This window comes from Streptococcus sp. 'group B' (assembly GCF_002073795.1).
Taxonomy (GTDB): Bacteria; Bacillota; Bacilli; order Lactobacillales; family Streptococcaceae; genus Streptococcus; species Streptococcus agalactiae.
The window spans coordinates 47,920-66,626 of the sequence record NZ_CP020432.1; the positions used below are offsets into that span (position 1 = coordinate 47,920).

At 36.1% G+C, this 18,707-nt stretch carries 14 protein-coding genes and 1 pseudogene; 8 read left to right on the plus strand and 7 right to left on the minus strand.

What is annotated here, in order from left to right; translation table 11 throughout:
- Positions 1-151 precede the first annotated feature (151 nt).
- The 3 genes and pseudogenes from A6J68_RS00270 to A6J68_RS00280 all read left to right on the plus strand — a co-directional run bounded on the left by A6J68_RS00270 (position 152) and on the right by A6J68_RS00280 (position 2,923).
- Positions 152-837: pseudogene (locus A6J68_RS00270) on the plus strand (response regulator transcription factor).
- Positions 834-2,222, plus strand: a complete 1,389-nt coding sequence (locus A6J68_RS00275) for a sensor histidine kinase (protein ID WP_000730410.1) — start codon at positions 834-836, stop codon at positions 2,220-2,222. The pseudogene A6J68_RS00270 and the gene A6J68_RS00275 overlap by 4 nt, the downstream one beginning before the upstream one ends.
- 92 nt (positions 2,223-2,314) lie before the next feature.
- Entirely contained in the window at positions 2,315-2,923 is a 609-nt protein-coding gene (locus A6J68_RS00280) for a hypothetical protein (RefSeq protein ID WP_000903266.1), read from the plus strand.
- A gap of 89 nt (positions 2,924-3,012) precedes the next feature.
- Here A6J68_RS00280 and leuS read toward each other — a convergent pair whose 3' ends face one another.
- Positions 3,013-5,514: a leucine--tRNA ligase gene (gene leuS, locus A6J68_RS00285; protein WP_000145176.1), complete on the minus strand. Its 2,502-nt coding sequence runs from the start codon at positions 5,512-5,514 to the stop codon at positions 3,013-3,015.
- Between the two features lie 215 nt (positions 5,515-5,729).
- Here leuS and A6J68_RS00290 point away from each other — a divergent pair, with 215 nt between their 5' ends.
- Positions 5,730-6,896 carry an IS30-like element ISSag9 family transposase gene (locus A6J68_RS00290; RefSeq protein ID WP_000160598.1) on the plus strand — a complete coding sequence of 389 codons (1,167 nt, stop codon included), beginning with the start codon at positions 5,730-5,732 and terminating at the stop codon, positions 6,894-6,896.
- A gap of 441 nt (positions 6,897-7,337) precedes the next feature.
- Positions 7,338-8,585 carry an MFS transporter gene (locus tag A6J68_RS00295; RefSeq protein WP_000074729.1) on the plus strand — a complete coding sequence of 416 codons (1,248 nt, stop codon included), beginning with the start codon at positions 7,338-7,340 and terminating at the stop codon, positions 8,583-8,585.
- Positions 8,586-8,627: 42 nt separating this feature from the next.
- On the opposite strand, the gene A6J68_RS00300 is transcribed toward A6J68_RS00295, so the two are convergent.
- On the minus strand, positions 8,628-9,473 hold the full coding sequence (locus tag A6J68_RS00300; RefSeq protein ID WP_000953623.1) for a patatin family protein: 846 nt from the start codon (positions 9,471-9,473) through the stop codon (positions 8,628-8,630).
- A 204-nt stretch (positions 9,474-9,677) separates the two neighbouring features.
- Between A6J68_RS00300 and A6J68_RS00305 the strand changes: the two genes are divergently transcribed.
- Positions 9,678-10,874: a glycosyltransferase gene (locus A6J68_RS00305; RefSeq protein WP_000222146.1), complete on the plus strand. Its 1,197-nt coding sequence runs from the start codon at positions 9,678-9,680 to the stop codon at positions 10,872-10,874.
- Between the two features lie 64 nt (positions 10,875-10,938).
- Positions 10,939-12,144: a glycosyltransferase family 8 protein gene (locus A6J68_RS00310; protein ID WP_000409543.1), complete on the plus strand. Its 1,206-nt coding sequence runs from the start codon at positions 10,939-10,941 to the stop codon at positions 12,142-12,144.
- Between the two features lie 46 nt (positions 12,145-12,190).
- On the opposite strand, the gene nusG is transcribed toward A6J68_RS00310, so the two are convergent.
- The 5 genes from nusG to pbp2a form a co-directional block, all read right to left on the minus strand.
- Positions 12,191-12,730 carry a transcription termination/antitermination protein NusG gene (gene nusG, locus A6J68_RS00315; protein ID WP_000887149.1) on the minus strand — a complete coding sequence of 180 codons (540 nt, stop codon included), beginning with the start codon at positions 12,728-12,730 and terminating at the stop codon, positions 12,191-12,193.
- Positions 12,731-12,935: 205 nt separating this feature from the next.
- Positions 12,936-14,720, minus strand: a complete 1,785-nt coding sequence (locus tag A6J68_RS00320; protein WP_001063295.1) for a MucBP domain-containing protein — start codon at positions 14,718-14,720, stop codon at positions 12,936-12,938.
- 313 nt (positions 14,721-15,033) lie between these two features.
- Positions 15,034-15,207 carry a preprotein translocase subunit SecE gene (gene secE / locus A6J68_RS00325; protein ID WP_000497678.1) on the minus strand — a complete coding sequence of 58 codons (174 nt, stop codon included), beginning with the start codon at positions 15,205-15,207 and terminating at the stop codon, positions 15,034-15,036.
- A 35-nt stretch (positions 15,208-15,242) separates the two neighbouring features.
- The gene (gene rpmG / locus A6J68_RS00330) at positions 15,243-15,395 is read right to left on the minus strand and encodes a 50S ribosomal protein L33 (RefSeq protein WP_000057521.1); all 153 of its coding nucleotides are present in this window, start codon (positions 15,393-15,395) and stop codon (positions 15,243-15,245) included.
- Between the two features lie 48 nt (positions 15,396-15,443).
- Positions 15,444-17,765, minus strand: coding sequence for a penicillin-binding protein PBP2A (pbp2a, locus tag A6J68_RS00335; protein ID WP_000764797.1), 2,322 nt, complete (start codon positions 17,763-17,765; stop codon positions 15,444-15,446).
- Between the two features lie 43 nt (positions 17,766-17,808).
- Between pbp2a and A6J68_RS00340 the strand changes: the two genes are divergently transcribed.
- Positions 17,809-18,693: an RluA family pseudouridine synthase gene (locus tag A6J68_RS00340; RefSeq protein ID WP_000010475.1), complete on the plus strand. Its 885-nt coding sequence runs from the start codon at positions 17,809-17,811 to the stop codon at positions 18,691-18,693.
- Positions 18,694-18,707: the final 14 nt, after the last annotated feature.

The window sequence follows — 18,707 nt, forward strand, 5'->3', positions numbered from 1 at the left end:
GATGTTCCTAAAGACCTTTTCTCTGCAATATCTTGGTTTATAACACTATAACACTTCAAAGAATAGGAAAAAAACTCTTTTTTTGTTATATTTGATATAACATAAACAGCTAGCTAAAAGTCAAATTATAACTATGGGTATTGAGGTATACATGACAAAAATAATTTATTTCGCTGATGATGAAAAGAATATTCGTGACTTGGTGGTTCCTTTTTTAGAACATGATGGTTTCACTGTTCGAGCATTTGAAACTGGAGACCTTCTCTTAGAAGCCTATAAAAACCAAAAACCCGATTTAGTTATATTAGACATAATGATGCCTGGAACTAATGGTTTAGATGTTATGAAAAGCATCCGCCAATATGATAATATTCCTATTATCATGTTAACAGCTAGAGATTCTGATGTTGATTTCATTACGGCTTTTAATTTAGGAACTGACGATTACTTCACCAAGCCTTTTTCACCTATAAAACTTAGTCTACATGTTAAAGCATTGTTCAAACGCCTTGATGAAAAAGCAATCAAAAATGACACTCAGTATCAGTTCTAGATTTAATTCTGGATACTGAAAAGCGAATAGCCCTATTATCAAATGAAGAAATGCCCTTAACCAAGACAGAATTTGATTTTCTTTTAGTATTAATTGAAAAACCTGAAACTGCTTTTTCTAGGGAAACACTGCTTAATCGTATTTGGGGATTTGATGATATTGAAAGCAGAGCAGTTGATGACACTATTAAACGATTACGTAAAAAACTTAAGCAATACCACAGTCAGGTTAGTATCAAAACTGTCTGGGGTTACGGCTTCAAATTAATCAAAGAGGACAAATGAAAAAGAAAAGTTTAATTAGCAATCTTATCCTTATTAATAGCATCACTCTATTTCTTGGTTTTTACCTCATCTATTTTTCTGTCAACTATGTCATTAAAGACTATGTCCATCAAATGACAAGGAATTCCATGCAGGCGAATTTCACCATTTTAGATAGTATCTATAACAACAAGAAAATACCAGATGAAAATATGGTTAACCAAGATAGCATCTTTGTTTGGTCTTACTATGCTATTTTTGACCAGCATTATCGTATGAAATATGGCACTGATAATCATAAAAAAGAGAGCCATGATATTATTCGCTATCTTACCCAAAAAAGATTGTGGCAAATTTCCAAGGAAAAAGATGGTATGTTTATAACCATCAAGAAAAAAACCTATTATGTAATGACCAAAGACTACTCTGGTATCCTTGTTGATGGTAGCATAAAAAAAGCTCCTAAAGCACAGTCGCAACTTTTTCATGTGATTAACTTTTCAGACATTACTTACACCCAGCATCTAATTACTAAAATTAATCATTTTCTTATAGTTATCTTAGTACTAACCTATATTCCCATGCTATTTATTATGAGGAAGACTTTCACTGGAATTAGAGAATCTATTCAATCAGTACAAACTTATATTTCCAGCCTTTGGAAAAATCAAGGCAATCATCAATCTAGTCAAAAAGAAATTGTCTTTTCTGATTTCGATCCTCTTCTACTTGAGAGCCAAGAAATGGCAAATCGAATCTACCAGGCAGAAGAGAGCCAAAGAAACTTCTTTCAAAATGCCTCCCACGAGTTACGGACACCTTTAATGTCCATCCAAGGATATACTGAGGGAGTTCAAGAGGGTATTATTGATGCCGAGCTCGCACACTCTGTTATTCTGCAAGAGAGCAAAAAAATGAAACAGCTCGTAGACGATATTATCTTACTCTCTAAATTAGATAGTAACTTAAGTGATCAAAAAGATGAATTTTCTTTAAATGAATTACTTAATAGTATTATTGCTTATTTCAAACCCCTAGCTAATAAACAAAAGATTAGTATCACTTATAGACCAGACAAGCATGAAAAGTTACTAAAAGGTAACGAAGAGTTGATTCAACGAGCTATCAATAATATCCTTAGTAACGCACTACGCTATGCTGTTTCTCATATTGAAATCTCTTACACAAATCAAAAACTAACTATCTCAAACGACGGACCAGCCATTTCAAAAGAAGACTTGCCTTATATTTTCGATCGCTTCTATAAAGGACATGGCGGCCAAACAGGTATTGGACTTGCAATGACTAAAGAAATTATCAAGCAACATCATGGTAATATCATCGCTGAGAGTGATTCGACCTCAACAACTTTTACGATTTATTTCAATTGCCACAAAATTGCCTAACTTTTCCTACAAAAATTCAAAGAAGTTATTGCTTTTTTAACCTATAATACCTATAGATCAAAAAGTTATTCTAAAAGAAAGTGAGTTTTTATATGTTACATTCTAAAAAAATACATTCCTTATCGCTTATTGCCGTTCTCTCTTTAGCAACATATACGAGTTTACAACCAAATCATGTAGCGGCTGAACAATCACAAAAAACATCAACTGTTCATATGAGTCAAAAAACTATTGAACATAAGTTAAAAGTTGCAGATAAAGAAGCTGCTCCTCTCTACGCTAAAATCGACCATATCCAACGACATATTGAAGTCAAAAAAGCAAAAGATTTAAAAGTTATTGAATTGTATATTAACAAAGATATCAACCAACTAGAGAAGCAAAATAAACGTCTACTAACTAAATTCTATACTTCTATTGATAATCAAACATGGGATAGCACAAGTGAAGTCAAAAAATTGATTGATAAGACAACCCTATCCACTAACGAAAAAGATAGATTAAAATTATATTTTGAACAACGTGCTTACCTTGAGACAAGGTTGAACGACCGCTATCAAAAATTTGATAACTCTATTGAAAACCAAAATAAAGAACTAAAAATATTAACGTCAAAAATAGAAAAAATCTATCAAAAACATGGTATTACAAAAGAGGTATTAAAAACTTACTATGCTAAAAAAACAGTACGAGCTGACTGATTTAGCTAAAAATAGAAAAATCCCAAAAGTTCATAAACTTTTGGGATTTTATACGCGTAAATATCACTATTTCTAGTAAAATCTTTATCTTATTTCACCACAATATTAACCAGTTTGTTTGGTACTGCGATGACTTTGATGATGTCTTTGCCTGCGATTTCGGCTTGGACTTTTTCGTTAGCAAGGGCAACTTCTTGTAATTCTTCGCGTGAAAGGTCTTTAGCAACTACAAGTTTAGCTTTGACCTTACCTTTGATTTGGACAACGATTTCAATTTCGTTTTCAACCAATTTGCTTTCGTCATAACTTGGCCATGGTACGTAAGAGATTGACTCACCTGAGGCTGTCAAGACTTGCCAGAGTTCCTCACCCAAGTGTGGTGCGAATGGTGCAATCAATTGAACAAAGCCTTTGGCATAGTCGCTAAAGAGTTTGTCTTCCTTGTTGGCTGCATTGACAAAGACCATGAGTTGAGCGATAGCTGTGTTGAATTTCATTTGGTCAACTTGCTCAGTAACTGCCTTAACGGTTTCGTTGTAAACCTTGTCAAGGGCTCCGCTATTTTCTTCAGTAATCTCTTTAGTCGTGATCAAACGGTAAACACGATCCAAGAACTTACGTGAGCCTTCAAGACCTTCTTCAGACCAAGCGATTGAAGCGTCAAGTGGTCCCATGAACATCTCGTAAACACGAAGGGTGTCAGCACCGTACTGTTCAACAACATCATCTGGGTTGACAACGTTCTTAAGTGATTTAGACATCTTAGCTGGTGCTTGTTCAAGCTCTTCCCCAGTTTCCACATGGAAGAAGCTACCATCACGTTTTTCAACCTTATCAGTTGCCACAAGAGCACCACGGCTATCGCGGTAGCTTGTTCCCAAAATCATCCCTTGGTTAAAGAGTTTTTGGAATGGCTCTTTGGTAGGTACGACACCGAGATCGTAAAGAACCTTGTGCCAGAAGCGAGCGTAGAGAAGGTGAAGCACGGCGTGCTCTGCACCACCGACATAGATATCAACTGGCAACCATTGTTTGAGGAGTTCCTCGTCAGCCAATTTTTCAGTATTGTGTGGATCGATGTAACGGAGATAGTACCAGCTTGAACCTGCCCATTGTGGCATGGTGTTAGTCTCACGACGACCTTTAACACCATCTTCACGAGTCACTTCCAACCAGTCTGTCAAGTTAGCAAGTGGGCTCTCACCAGTACCTGAAGGACGGATATCCTTAGTTACTGGAAGAACCAATGGCAATTCACTCTCAGGAACCGCTGTTGATGTACCATCTTCCCAGTGGATGATTGGGATTGGCTCACCCCAGTAACGTTGACGGCTGAAGAGCCAGTCGCGGAGACGGTAAGTGACTTTCTCATTACCAACACCTTCTGCTTCAAGCCATTCGACCATTTTGGCAATAGCTGACGCTTTATCGAGACCATCTAGGAAGTCTGAGTTGATGTGAAGACCGTCTTCTGTAAAGGCAGCCTCTTCAACATTACCACCTTCAAGAACTGGAATGATGTCTAGCTTAAATTGTTTTGCGAATTCCCAGTCACGTTCATCGTGGGCTGGAACAGCCATGATAGCACCTGTACCGTAGCTGGCAAGGACATAGTCCGCAATCCAAACTGGAATTTCTTTACCATTAACTGGGTTAATGGCATAGGCACCTGTCCAGACACCTGTTTTTTCTTTGGCAAGGTCTGTACGAGCAAGGTCTGATTTGAGACTTGCTTGACGTTTGTATTCGGCAACGGCTTCTGCTTGGTCAGCTGTTGTAATAGCATCAACCAAGGCATGCTCAGGAGCAAGAACTGCGTAAGTTGCACCAAAAAGGGTGTCAGGACGTGTTGTAAAGACAGTGAAGTCCTTATCTGTATCCTTAACCTTGAAGGTTACATTAGCACCAGTTGATTTACCAATCCAGTTGCGTTGCATGTCTTTGATTGATTCTGGCCAGTCAACTTCTTCCAAGTCTTCTAGCAAGCGCTCTGCATAGGCAGTGATTTTGAGCATCCATTGGCGCATTGGTTTTCTGACAACTGGGTAGCCACCACGTTCTGATGTACCATCTGGAAGAACCTCTTCGTTGGCGATAGCTGTTCCCAATTCTTCAACCCAGTTAACTGGAACTTCAGCTTCGTAAGCTAGACCTTTTTCATAAAGCTTGGTAAAGATCCACTGTGTCCACTTGTAGTAGTTAGGGTCAGTTGTGTTAACTTCACGATCCCAGTCGTATGAGAAACCAAGAGCATTAATCTGGCGTTTGAAGTTAGCGATGTTTTCAGCTGTAAACTCAGCTGGGTCATTACCAGTATCCATAGCGTACTGCTCAGCAGGAAGTCCAAAAGCATCCCAACCCATTGGGTGGAGGACATTGTGACCTTGGGCACGTTTGAAACGGCTGAGAATATCCGTTGCTGTATAGCCTTCTGGGTGACCAACGTGGAGACCAGCTCCAGATGGGTATGGGAACATATCTAGGGCATAAAACTTAGGTTTTGATGCGTCTGTTCCTGTTTTAAAGGTGTGATTATCTGCCCAAAAAGCTTGCCATTTGGGTTCGATTTCTTTGTGATTATAGAATGTCATCGCACTTCTCCATGTCAAAAAAGTATAGTCCTCTTATTATAACACGAAAAACAGCAATAAAAAAGGTGAAAATACCCTCAACAGCAGGTTCTCTCCCCACAGTAATTTCTCAAAGTAAGTTCCGTCTGCCCTCCAAAACCGGAAGTTAGTGTGAAAAGGATTTTTATGGTGGAATTAAGTCTGAGACGTTTGGGTTAGAAATGAGTTTATCCATCATGACAAAACACAAACACCTAACTCTCTCAGACCGTAATGACATCCAATCTGGTTTGGATAGAGGAGAAACCTTTAAAGCCATCGGGCTTAATCTACTGAAACACCCTACTACTATCGCAAAAGAAGTCAAACGAAATAAGCAACTAAGAGAATCAACCAAAGACTGCCTAGACTGTCCGCTACTAAGAAAAGCTCCCTATGTTTGTAATGGGTGTCCAAAGAGGAGGATCAACTGTGGTTACAAGAAGACCTTCTATCTTGCTAAGCAAGCTCAAAGAAACTATGAAAAACTTTTAGTTGAATCTAGAGAAGGAATCCCTTTGAACAAAGAGACCTTCTGGAAAATAGATAGAGTGCTTTCTAATGGGGTCAAGAAGGGCCAACGTATCTATCATATCCTCAAAACCAACGATCTAGAAGTGAGTTCTTCAACCGTTTATCGACACATCAAGAAAGGCTACCTATCCATCACACCAATCGACCTACCCAGAGCTGTGAAGTTCAAAAAAAGGCGAAAGAGCACACTCCCTCCTATTCCAAAAGCGATTAAAGAAGGGCGACGGTACGAGGATTTTATAGAACACATGAACCAATCAGAGCTGAACTCCTGGCTTGAAATGGACACGGTTATTGGACGGATTGGTGGAAAGGTCCTTCTCACCTTCAATGTCGCCTTCTGTAACTTCATCTTTGCCAAACTGATGGATTCTAAGACAGCTATCGAAACTGCTAAACACATACAGGTCATTAAGAGGACACTCTATGATAACAAGAGAGACTTCTTCGAACTCTTTCCTGTTATCCTAACGGATAATGGTGGGGAATTCGCTAGAGTGGATGATATTGAGATAGATGTTTGTGGACAGTCTCAACTCTTCTTTTGTGACCCTAATCGGTCTGACCAGAAAGCAAGAATCGAGAAGAATCATACCCTCGTGAGAGACATACTGCCTAAGGGGACTTCCTTCGACAACTTGACTCAAGAGGACATTAATCTGGCACTATCTCATATCAACAGCGTTAAGAGACAGGCTCTAAATGGTAAAACGGCTTATGAGCTATTCTCTTTTACTTACGGAAAAGACATCGCAAGTATACTCGGTATTGAGGAAATTACTGCGGAAGACGTCTGCCAATCTCCCAAACTATTAAAAGACAAAATCTAACCTAATCAACTAACTGATACAACCTAAACGTCTCACACTAACTTCAACCATAGCGGAACTTAGTCTGAGACGGATTTTCGTTGGTTTTTATTGGTTTTTATCAGACTAAATTCCATTTCTACTAGAGGTGGAACTTACTTTGAGAATTTAGCGTTCTCTCCCCACTTATCCTTGACAATAAACTAAACTTACTCTATACTATTTCCAAATGACATAATGCTTTAACCGTGTCCTGTGAGACATATAAGCGACCAAAATAGGATTCTATACAGAAATCCTACTATTTTTGCGAGCGTTTATAGAACTCAAGGGTAGCAGCTTGAGTTTTTTCTTTTACATTATAATGAGTTGAAGCAGCTATGACATCTCTGCTTTAGAATTTTTTCTATTGACAGTATTTAATAACGGTGGTCTGTGAGCCATCATTAAAGGAGGAGACTTATGTCACCATTAAATATCAATAAGAATAATTGGCGCGCCCTAATCGCTGCCATTGTCGCATCCGGAACCGATGATTTAAATATCATGTTCCTTGCATTTTCTATGTCAACTATCATTACTGATCTTCATTTATCTGCGGCACAGGCTGGTTGGATTGGGACAATTACCAACTTGGGAATGCTCGTGGGAGGACTAATCTTTGGTTTATTAGCTGATCGCTACAATAAATTCAAAGTTTTCAAATGGACGATTCTAATCTTTTCAATCGCAACTGGTTTAGTTTTCTTCACTACTAATTTATCATATCTCTATATCATGCGCTTCATTGCAGGAATTGGCGTTGGTGGCGAATATGGTATCGCTATTGCCATTATGGCAGGAATTGTCCCAGCTAATAAAATGGGCCGGATTTCTTCACTAAATGGTATCGCTGGTCAAGTCGGATCTATTAGCTCAGCACTCTTAGCAGGATGGCTAGCACCAGCACTCGGTTGGCGGGGACTTTTTCTCTTTGGCCTTCTTCCTATAGTTCTCGTCCTATGGATGCAATTTGCTATTGATGATAAAGATATCTTAGATCAATATAATACAGACGCAGATGATGAACCTCTAGATATCAGTATAAAAGCTTTATTTGATACTCCTGTATTAGCCACACAGAGCCTAGCACTAATGGTTATGACAACTGTTCAGATTGCCGGATACTTTGGCATGATGAACTGGTTACCAACTATTATCCAAACCAACTTAAACGTTTCTGTCAAGAATTCATCATTATGGATGATTGCAACCATTTTTGGAATGTGTCTTGGCATGCTAGTATTTGGTCAATTGTTAGATAAATTTGGACCGCGTTTAGTATACGGGTGTTTCCTTCTATCATCTGCAATTTGTGTCTATCTCTTTCAATTTGCAACAACAATGCCTTCTATGATTATAGGCGGGGCAGTTGTCGGCTTCTTTGTTAATGGTATGTTTGCAGGCTATGGTGCCATGATTACACGTCTCTATCCACATCATATTCGTTCAACAGCTAACAATCTTATCTTAAATGTTGGTCGTGCAATAGGTGGCTTTTCGTCTGTTATCATCGGAATGATTCTAGACGTTTCAAATGTCTCTATGGTCATGCTTTTCTTAGCAAGTCTCTATATCGTTAGTTTCTTATCAATGCTAAGCATTAAGCAATTAAAACGTCAAAAATATCACACTAATTTAACACAATTAGATGTCAAACCAACTGACTGATATTACAAAACAGTATTCCTCAATTGAGAAATACTGTTTTCTTTATTTCATTAGATAACTATTCAGCTCAGGCATCACACTTTTAGCATATTTCATACCAAGCTGATAAATACTATCAAGTTTATCCGGATTCTTCTCTAAGCGGCCAATAACCAAGCTCTTACTCGGTCTAATTGCAAATAGATCGCCTGTTTTTTCAAGGCTCATGACCTTTTCAAGACTATTATTATACTGTTGGTACCGATTCGAGGCTGTCTTTACAAAATTAGGATATTTCCTATACAGAGTTTTATACAATCGTCCACTTGAAGGCTTTTTCTGATAATTGAGCGGCCTAGTCATCACAACAATCAACTTGTCAAATCCTAAACCACGGGCAAAATCAACGGGAATACTATCAGATAAACCACCATCTAAGTACTTTTTCCCCTGCCAATCAACCATCTTTGAGACTACTGGTAATGCTGAACTAGCACGTAAAATTTCCATTTGTTCAAAAACACTATCAATTTTAAAATATTCAGGTTTACCAGATGTCATCTCTGTAGCAACTACGTAAAAATCAATACTTGATTTTTTAAATGCTTCATCGTCAAATACATCCAATTTCATAGGAACTTCATAATAGGTGAAATCTTTATTAACAAAATTCCCTGTTCGAAGCCATGATCTTAGACTCATATATTCAGGGTGGGATAAATACTTTTTATTGTATCGCAAAGCCCTCTCTCGTTGTCTAGATACAAAATTAACACCAAACAATGCACCCGCAGAGACAGATACGATACCATCTATTTTTATTCCTGCATCTAGAAAAGCATCTAAAACTCCAGCAGTATAAAGACCTCTCATTCCGCCACCCTCTAAAACTAAACCAACAGACAACATAGGCAATCACTTTCTAATATTGATATTTGATTAAAGTATAGCAAAATATAGCTGTTTTTTCTGAAAAAGAATATGTTGTACTATATAAACTCCATAATTAATTTAATAATAATTTCTGAATCACACTCACCTATGATAGAATAATACTAATAGTTTTTAAATTTATATTTACTATATCTAACTAATATAAATAAAGGATTTTTTATGACTTATCAAAAAACAGTTGTTTTGGCTGGTGATTATTCCTACATTAGACAAATTGAAACCACATTAAAATCTCTCTGTGTCTATCATGAGAATCTCTCAATTTTTATTTTTAATCAAGATATTCCTCAAGAATGGTTTTTAGCTATGAAAGATAGGGTTGGACAAACTGGAAATCAAATTCAGGATGTAAAGCTCTTCCATGATCACTTATCCCCAAAATGGGAAAATAAAAAGCTTAATCATATTAATTATATGACCTATGCTCGTTATTTCATACCTCAGTACATCTCAGCTGATACAGTTTTATATCTTGACTCTGACTTAGTTGTTACTACTAATTTAGATAACCTCTTTCAAATTTCACTAGACAATGCATATTTAGCTGCAGTTCCAGCTCTTTTTGGGCTTGGATATGGGTTTAATGCTGGAGTAATGGTAATTAACAACCAACGTTGGCGACAAGAAAATATGACTATTAAATTAATTGAAAAAAATCAAAAGGAAATTGAGAATGCCAACGAAGGGGATCAAACAATTCTTAATCGCATGTTTGAAAATCAGGTAATTTATTTAGATGATACCTACAATTTTCAAATTGGTTTTGATATGGGAGCTGCTATCGATGGGCATAAATTTATTTTTGACATCCCAATTACCCCACTCCCAAAAATTATTCACTACATTTCGGGAATCAAACCTTGGCAAACATTATCAAATATGAGACTCCGTGAGGTATGGTGGCACTATAATTTACTTGAATGGTCAAGTATCATATCTAGTAAAAAAGTATTTGGTTTAGACCACCCAATTAAAACACAAAATTATCGTCTCAATTTCCTTATTGTTACAACTTCTGATTGTATACCATCTATCTCAGAATTAGTCACTGCCCTTCCAGATTGTCTATTTCACATTGCAGCACCAACAGTTATGTCTGACATTCTTATAAGCCTATTAGCTTTTGAAAATATCCGCCTTCATAAAACTTACACTCCACCTATTATTGATAAATTATTAGCAGAAGCTGATATTTATCTTGATATTAATGTTTTTGGAAAAATGGAGGGCATTCTACAGAAAATGTCACAATCTGAAAAACCAATTCTTACTACAAGAGAATGCAATAGCCAGCTTGTTCCAGAAACAGTTTTTGCATCTATCGATGATTTAATTAATTATCTTCAGTCTATATAAAAAAATTGGCATCCATTCACTATATACCCAACATTATTCTAAACACTTAACTAGGAGAATTTAAATGGAAAAAGCAGTTGCACTTGCAGTTGATTCAAACTACTTGGATAAAGCCTTAGTAACAATAAAGTCTATTTGTGTTTATAATAGAAATATAACTTTTTATTTATTCAATCAAGATACCCCAGTTGAATGGGTACGTAATATAAACAGGAAACTAGAGCCTCTAGGATCAAAACTGATTAATGTTAAAATATATAACTATGATATTGCTCATCTAACGACTTTTCTAACTGTTAGTACATGGTTTAGATTATTTTTAGCAGATTATATACCTAGTTCACGTGTACTTTATTTAGATTCAGATATTATCGTTAACACTAATCTTGATTACTTATTTGAACTAGATTTTAAAGGTCATTACTTAGCAGCCGTCAAAGATCCCCATAAAAATGAAGAAGGAGGGTTTAATGCTGGCATGCTTTTAGCTAATCTAGAACTATGGCGGGAAGATGGCCTCACTAAAACATTACTAAAAACAGCTGAAGAACTCCACCGAGTTGTCAAAACAGGGGATCAAAGTATCTTGAACATTGTTTGCCATAATCGTTGGTTATCTCTGAACAAAACATGGAACTTTCAAACTTATGATGTCGTTAGCCGCTATAATCATCGATCTTATTTATATCTAAACATAGAAAATAGAACTCCTAATATTATACATTTTTTAACTAGTGACAAACCTTGGAATGAAAATAGCGTTGCAAGGTTTAGAGAACTATGGTGGTATTACTTCCAACTTGATTTTTGCCAATTAACCGGCAAGCAAAGAAAAGTGATTTCTTACGAAAAGTCCATGGAATTGCTTTCTGTTTCAGATATTCATCTTTTCACCCTTACATCTTCCGATAATTTGGAACACATTGAATCGCTAATTTGTAGATGTCCTACTGTTCAATTCCATATTGGTGCCTACACAACAGTGTCAAATAAACTTAGCAAACTAGAACAATATCCAAATGTCCTAGTTTACCCTGAATTAATTGAGGCAAGAATTGAAAAATTAATAACATTAGCCACTGCATACCTTGATATTAATCATGGTCCAGAAGTAGGTAATATTTTACAAAGAGTTCATTTGAAACAAAAGCCAATTTATTCTTTCAACAACACGTCTCATCAAGAGAATATAACCAAACATATCGTTAATCATAATTCTATTGATAATATGGTTGTTTTAATTAACGAATTAAACCTAAATCAATTATAAATTAACAAAAATCCATCTTTATTTTAAGATGGATTTTTCAGAAGTTTTATAATTCTGCAACTTGGTACAACTCAAGTTCTGCTTGTGTTTCTGAGCCGAACATGTTGATCATTAATTTAACTTTGTTATTCTCAATCTCAACTACACGTCCTTCTTGTCCGATGAAAGCACCATCAATGATTTGAACAACATCACCTTCCTTGATATTAGTATCAAAGACATCAACGGTTTGTCCCATTGAGATGAGTATTGAACGAATCTCTTCTTCTAACAACGGTGTTGGTTTAGAGCGATTGCCGTGTGATCCAACAAATCCAGTAACGTTTGGAGTATTACGAACAACAAACCAGGCTTCATCAGTCATTACCATTTCCACAAGTACATAACCTGGGAAGCGATTTTCTTCAATTTCTTTTGTTTTCCCATTTTTCTCAACATTTACAGTTTGAGTAGGGATTTCCACACGCAAAATGTTGTCTAACATATTATAAGTTTGCGCACGTTGCAAGAGATTTTCCTTTACTTTATTTTCATAACCTGAGTAGGTTTGGAGTACAAACCAACCCTTATCAAAAGAATCTAACATAAGTTTTCCTTTCCTTAATAAAAAAGCCTTTTACGGCTTATTGGACTGCTATTTTCAATATATATTATAAAGAAAATAAAATAAGCTGTCAATTAAAGTACCGACTAAATCATTCTAAAATTCAAATAAAAAAGGCAAAGTTCTGATGAGGTTTGCCTTAAGATTTTGAAAGGATAGACCTTTCGATTTATGTTTAAAAATAAATTTAATTTTTTTTATGCTTTAAAACTATCGTAATAAGACCTGCACTTAACATAACAATTAGTGATACAATTGCTAAGAGTGGACTTGCGGCTTCACCCGTTGATGGTAATTTTTTACTATACTTTTTGTTTTCAATAGCTTTTTTAGCCACCAAGTTTCCGCTAGTATTAACCGATTTTTTGGTTGCTGGCTTGGCTTCTGGTTTAGCCTCTGGCTTAACGTCTGGTTTAACTTCTGGTTTAGCCTCTGGTTTGGCTTCTGGCTTAGCCTCTGGCTTAACGTCTGATTTAACTTCTGGCTTAGCCTCTGGTTTGGCCTCTGGCTTAACGTCTGGTTTAACTTCTGGCTTAGCCTCTGGTTTGGCCTCTGGCTTAACGTCTGGTTTAACTTCTGGTTTAACTTTTTCGTAAACATATGTACGTACTTGTGCTCCTGCTGTGAAGACATTTGAAACAGCACCTTCCGTTCTAACAAGTTTGTAACCCGCTACTTCTTTCGCTGAAGTGACAAAAGCTGCGCCTTCTTCTCCTTCGAAGTGACGCGACTTAGCTACTTCTTTTCCTTCTGTGTCTACATACTTAACATCGTATGTACCTTTAGCTACTGGTTTGGCTACTTTTTCGTAAACATATGTACGTACTTGTGCTCCTGCTGTGAAGACATTTGAAACAGCGCCTTCCGTTCTAACAAGTTTGTAACCCGCTACTTCTTTCGCTGAAGTGACAAAAGCTGCGCCTTCTTCTCCTTCGAAGTGACGTGACTTAGCTACTTCTTTTCCTTCTGTGTCTACATACTTAACATCGTATGTACCTTTAGCTACTGGTTTGGCTACTTTTTTATCTTTTAATTCTAAACTTTGTAAAGCATCACGTAGCTTGTTAGCTAATTGATTTGCTTGATCAGTGGTAATAAATTTTCCCTCTTCCACATGATCATAAGCTTGGTCAACAGCTTTTTGAACTGAAAGTATATCTACGTATTTGTCCTTTACTTGATCATCTTTAAGCAGATCTTTAGCTTGATTATACCATGTAGTCAATCTTGTCAAGGCTTCTGGTGACAAAGCTGGTTTTGCAGCTTCTGTAGGTGCTTGTTTAGGTACTTGAATATTTGGTTTGTTATTTTTTGTTAAATTTTGTAGCTCAAGTAATAATTTTTTAACATCTTCTAACAATTTTTGAGCTGCATTAAATCCTTCCTGACCATTCCAAATATTAAATTTTCCTGGACTTCGTCTTTCCTCAAAACTGTTCACATAAGTTCCAACAGAATCTTTGTAACGATGAGGTAATATAGATTTATTTGCTTCATAAATTTCTTTAGCCTCAAGAGCTATCGCAAGACCTGTAGTACTGATATTATCAATTTTACTACGGTAGTCAGCAGAATTTGTATCTAACTGTTTCCTTGCAACTGCGTTATAAAATTCATTTAATAGACGTTTAACGTCGTTCACATCATTAGATGTATTAATTCTAAAACTATAGTCACTAGCTAGTTTGTCTACTTCCGAATTAGTTATATTAGGATGTGAAATTATTGAAGAAAGTGCTTGCTCTTTAGCACCTTTTAATTCGTTCGGTATTGATATGGGTGTGAGTTCATGAACTGATTTCACATCTTTCAATTTGCCTAATTTTTCGACTTTTAATGTATCAGGACTATCAGCAGACACTGTAGGAGTATTTACAATACCACTACATACTATAAACGCCGCTGACATTGAAGCCAAACCATAAGCTGTTTTTCTTAAAAAGTATTTTACTTTTTTTTCGTTATTATTCATATTCGCTCCCTTATATAGTTAGTTAAAAATCCTAATTTATTAGGATAGGACCACGTTTATTTTAATTTAATTTGAGTTCCTTAACTAATTATATAACTTGGAGTTTTTTATTTCAACACTTTTTCTTTAATTTATTTACATTTTATTAAATTGAATAACTTTTATTTTAATATTATTTGCTTAATAATCTAGTAAAAACAATCAAAAGATTATTTTTTTATAATTTAATCGGATATATATGTTATTTTCCACACAAAAAAACCCTTAGTAAAATCTAAGGGTTTGGGTTGTTTCTATCTAAAATAATCTATTATTAAAATCGATTAATCAAGTCCATGACTCCTGCAGCTAACAGTTTGTCAAAGATGTAGATAACGATTGTGAAAAATACAGTGTATTCCAAGATGGAAATAAAATCTTTCCAACGTTGTTTTCGATTTGGCCAAGTAGTGTCACGCAATACTTGAAAAATCCCTTTGACAAACATTATCAGTTCTCCTTTTTGCAGTTTGTTACGCTATATCAACGCGTTTCTTTGTGTATTGTATATTTCTTACAATATTTACAAAATTTATTTACTTCTAGTCGTGTTGGCTTGGGGGTGCTACTTACTCCGATTGAGTAATTTCGGCTTCCGCATTCTGTACACGCTAGGCTTGCTTTCTTTTGTGCCATAACGCCTCCATAAGTGTTATTTTAACATGATTTGTATAATCCTGCAAGCTATCTAAAGTAGTCCTTTAGACTATTCCAAGCATCTTTTACCTTCTCTTGGAAATTTGAATCTTCCACAGCTCTAGAAATATCTTGTGCAGCCTTACTTGCCGAATCTTTTAAATCATTAATAATTGAGCGTGATTCTTGGTTCGTTGTATTACTAGCATCTTGTGCATTATAAACTGAACCAATACCGTTTTGGAAATAAGCATTCTCAATATGAGTAAAACTAGACCCCTTAGTATACGGTAGTATATATGAAGCTTGCGTGCTAAATATATTTGAAGCTGTACCTGCACTAGAATCTGTCAAATAATGGTGTTTATCTGTGTTCTTAAAGCCAACCCATTGACTAATAACGACATCAGGCGTATAGCCGACTACCCACTGGTCTCCAGATAAATTGGGGTTAAAATCTGTTTCGGTTGTTCCAGTTTTACCTGCCATTGTATAACCATAAACATTGGCATTAATAGCTGTACCGTTTGAGAATGTTCCTAACATCATACTAGTCATTTTACTAGCCACTGAGCGACTAATAACTCGCTTAGGCTTATCTGTAAATTGCTTTACTAATTTTCCATTAGCTGTCTCAATTCGAGTAATCAAATGAGCGCGATGCATTATACCATCATTTGCAAAAGTTGAGTAAGCTTGTGCCATTTCTAAAGGATTAGTAGTTACACTTCCACCTAGCGCCACTCCTAGCTCTTTGTTTGCTGATGACATATTTAGACCAAACTTCCTGCCATAAGTAAAAGCTTTATTGATTCCTAGTTTATCTAAAGTATAAACAGCAGGAATATTATAAGAATTAGCTAGTGCTTGATACATCGGGATACTTTCAGTCTCAATTCCACCATAGTTACTTGGTTTATAACCATGAAAATCTTGAACTTTATTAGGAAGTTCTTTATCTATTGACCATCCTGAAGCAATAGCTGGTGAATAAACAACTAAAGGTTTTATGGTTGAGGCTGGACTTCTCTTTGATTGAGTCGCGTAGTTAAAACTTCTAAACTGTGCATCTTTAGTACTTTGAACACGTCCAACTAAACCTCTTACACCACCAGTTTTTGGATCTAGAGCTACGCTAGCACCTTGGGCAGATTGACCATCATAGTCAGATACAGGGAAGAGGCTAGTATCATCAAATGTTTTTTGCATTCCTGATTGATAATTTTGATCTAATGCAGTGTAAATCTTATAGCCATTATTGACAATATCTTTTTCTGAAATACCATAAGTATCAATGGCTTCATTGACAACAGCATCAAAATAGGATGGGTACTTGTAATCATTAATTTTACCAGCATAGGTATCTGCTAATCTATTTTTCATACCAATTGAAGCAGCTTCTTTAGCTTGAGACTTGGTTAGTTGACCTGCATCAACCATCGCTGCCAAAACAGTATCTCTTCGGTTAGTTGCATTTTCAACAGAATAATAAGGATTATAAACTTCTGGTCCTTTAAGCATTCCAGCAAGTGTAGCAGCCTCATCTACTGTCAAATTAGCAGCACTGGTTCCAAAATATTTCCTACTAGCATCTTCCACACCCCAAACACCATTACCAAAATAAGAGTTATTAAGATACATGGTCAGAATCTCAGCCTTGCTGTATTTCTTAGTCAATTCTAGCGCTAAAAAGAATTCACGCGCCTTGCGTTTAATCGTTTGGTCCTGTGACAAGTAAGCATTTTTTGCTAATTGCTGGGTAATAGTTGAGCCTCCGCCAAATTTCCCAAGTGTAGCTACTGCCAAAAAAAATCGCTTAAAGTTTACACCATTATTTTCATAAAAAGTTCTATCTTCAGTTGCTATAACAGCATTTTTGAGATGATCAGAAATAGCATTTAACTCTACATAAGTTCCCTTTTGTCCCGAAAGTTTTCCAGCGTATTCTTTATTCTTATCATAAATGGTGGTGGTTGTTTTTAGAGCACTCTGTAAATCACTAACTGTAGCAGTTTTAGAAAGATAAAAAAGATAGCTACCAAATATAAGAATAAAAGCCATTAAGGCGATAAAAAGCAACTTCCCAATACGATAGCGCCGCCAAAAACGACGGATAGGATTCTTAGGAGAAGGGAGGTAACGATCAACTTTTTGTAGCCATTCAAGTCGAGATTTAGCATTTTCCTTTTGGTGACGAATGCCTCGCTGATACTGGGATTTACTAGGTCGGGTAATATCATCAATATCATAGACTTCTTCGCCATCCAAATTGCTAGTTTCTTCTCTAGTTTCTTGTTCATTTTTTCTTGTCATTTCGTCGTTGTCTTCATCAACACGAAATAAGTCTATAAACTTATCAAATAATTTCATAGACTTATTATATCAATTTTCAATAAAATGCTATAATAAAACCATGTCATTTTCATTAAAAATTAGAAATCCATACGGTGAACATACCGTTAAAGAACTCCTTGAAGATTATTTTTTGATTCCACGTAAGATTAGACATTTTTTGCGTGTTAAAAAACATGTACTTATAAACAATGAATTCATTAATTGGCAAACTGTCGTCCAAGAAAACGATACTATTACCTTAATCTTTGATGATGAGGATTACCCTACTAAAAAAATTCCTCTGGGCAGAGCAGAGCTTATTGATTGTCTTTATGAGGATGAACATCTTATTATCGTTAATAAACCTGAAGGTATGAAAACTCACGGTAACCAACCAAATGAAATAGCACTGTTAAATCATGTATCTGCCTATTCTGGACAAACATGCTATGTTGTTCATCGCCTAGATATGGAGACCAGTGGAGCTGTTTTATTTGCTAAAAATCCATTTATACTTCCCCTTATCAATCAACGCTTAGAACGAAAAGAAATTTGGCGTGAATATTGGGCTTTAGTTGAAGGAAAATTTTCACCTAAGCATCAAGTTTTGAGAGACAAAATTGGACGGAACCGTCATGACAGACGTAAACGAATCATTGATTCTAAAAACGGTCAACATGCTATGACAATCATTGACGTTTTGAAGTATATCCAAAATAGTAGTCTCATAAAATGCCGACTGGAAACCGGAAGAACCCATCAAATTCGCATTCACTTATCTCATCACGGACATCCTTTAATAGGAGATCCCCTCTACAACCCTTCTTCTAATAATGAAAGGTTAATGCTACACGCTCACCGATTGACTCTATCCCATCCATTAACTTGCGAAACTATTAGCGTAGAGGCCCCTTCATCTACTTTCGAGAAGGTTTTAAACAATTATAAAAAAGGAGTTGGATAATAATTATCCAACTC

Excerpts from the sequence above, each read along its gene's own strand:
- A6J68_RS00275 (WP_000730410.1), top strand. The coding sequence starts at position 834 with ATGAAAAAGAAAAGTTTAATTAGCAATCTTATCCTTATTAATAGCATC.
- A6J68_RS00280 (WP_000903266.1), top strand. The coding sequence starts at position 2,315 with ATGTTACATTCTAAAAAAATACATTCCTTATCGCTTATTGCCGTTCTC.
- leuS (WP_000145176.1), bottom strand. The coding sequence starts at position 5,514 with ATGACATTCTATAATCACAAAGAAATCGAACCCAAATGGCAAGCTTTT.
- A6J68_RS00290 (WP_000160598.1), top strand. The coding sequence starts at position 5,730 with ATGACAAAACACAAACACCTAACTCTCTCAGACCGTAATGACATCCAA.
- A6J68_RS00295 (WP_000074729.1), top strand. The coding sequence starts at position 7,338 with ATGTCACCATTAAATATCAATAAGAATAATTGGCGCGCCCTAATCGCT.
- A6J68_RS00300 (WP_000953623.1), bottom strand. The coding sequence starts at position 9,473 with ATGTTGTCTGTTGGTTTAGTTTTAGAGGGTGGCGGAATGAGAGGTCTT.
- A6J68_RS00305 (WP_000222146.1), top strand. The coding sequence starts at position 9,678 with ATGACTTATCAAAAAACAGTTGTTTTGGCTGGTGATTATTCCTACATT.
- A6J68_RS00310 (WP_000409543.1), top strand. The coding sequence starts at position 10,939 with ATGGAAAAAGCAGTTGCACTTGCAGTTGATTCAAACTACTTGGATAAA.
- nusG (WP_000887149.1), bottom strand. The coding sequence starts at position 12,730 with ATGTTAGATTCTTTTGATAAGGGTTGGTTTGTACTCCAAACCTACTCA.
- A6J68_RS00320 (WP_001063295.1), bottom strand. The coding sequence starts at position 14,720 with ATGAATAATAACGAAAAAAAAGTAAAATACTTTTTAAGAAAAACAGCT.
- secE (WP_000497678.1), bottom strand. The coding sequence starts at position 15,207 with ATGTTTGTCAAAGGGATTTTTCAAGTATTGCGTGACACTACTTGGCCA.
- rpmG (WP_000057521.1), bottom strand. The coding sequence starts at position 15,395 with ATGGCACAAAAGAAAGCAAGCCTAGCGTGTACAGAATGCGGAAGCCGA.
- pbp2a (WP_000764797.1), bottom strand. The coding sequence starts at position 17,765 with ATGAAATTATTTGATAAGTTTATAGACTTATTTCGTGTTGATGAAGAC.
- A6J68_RS00340 (WP_000010475.1), top strand. The coding sequence starts at position 17,809 with ATGTCATTTTCATTAAAAATTAGAAATCCATACGGTGAACATACCGTT.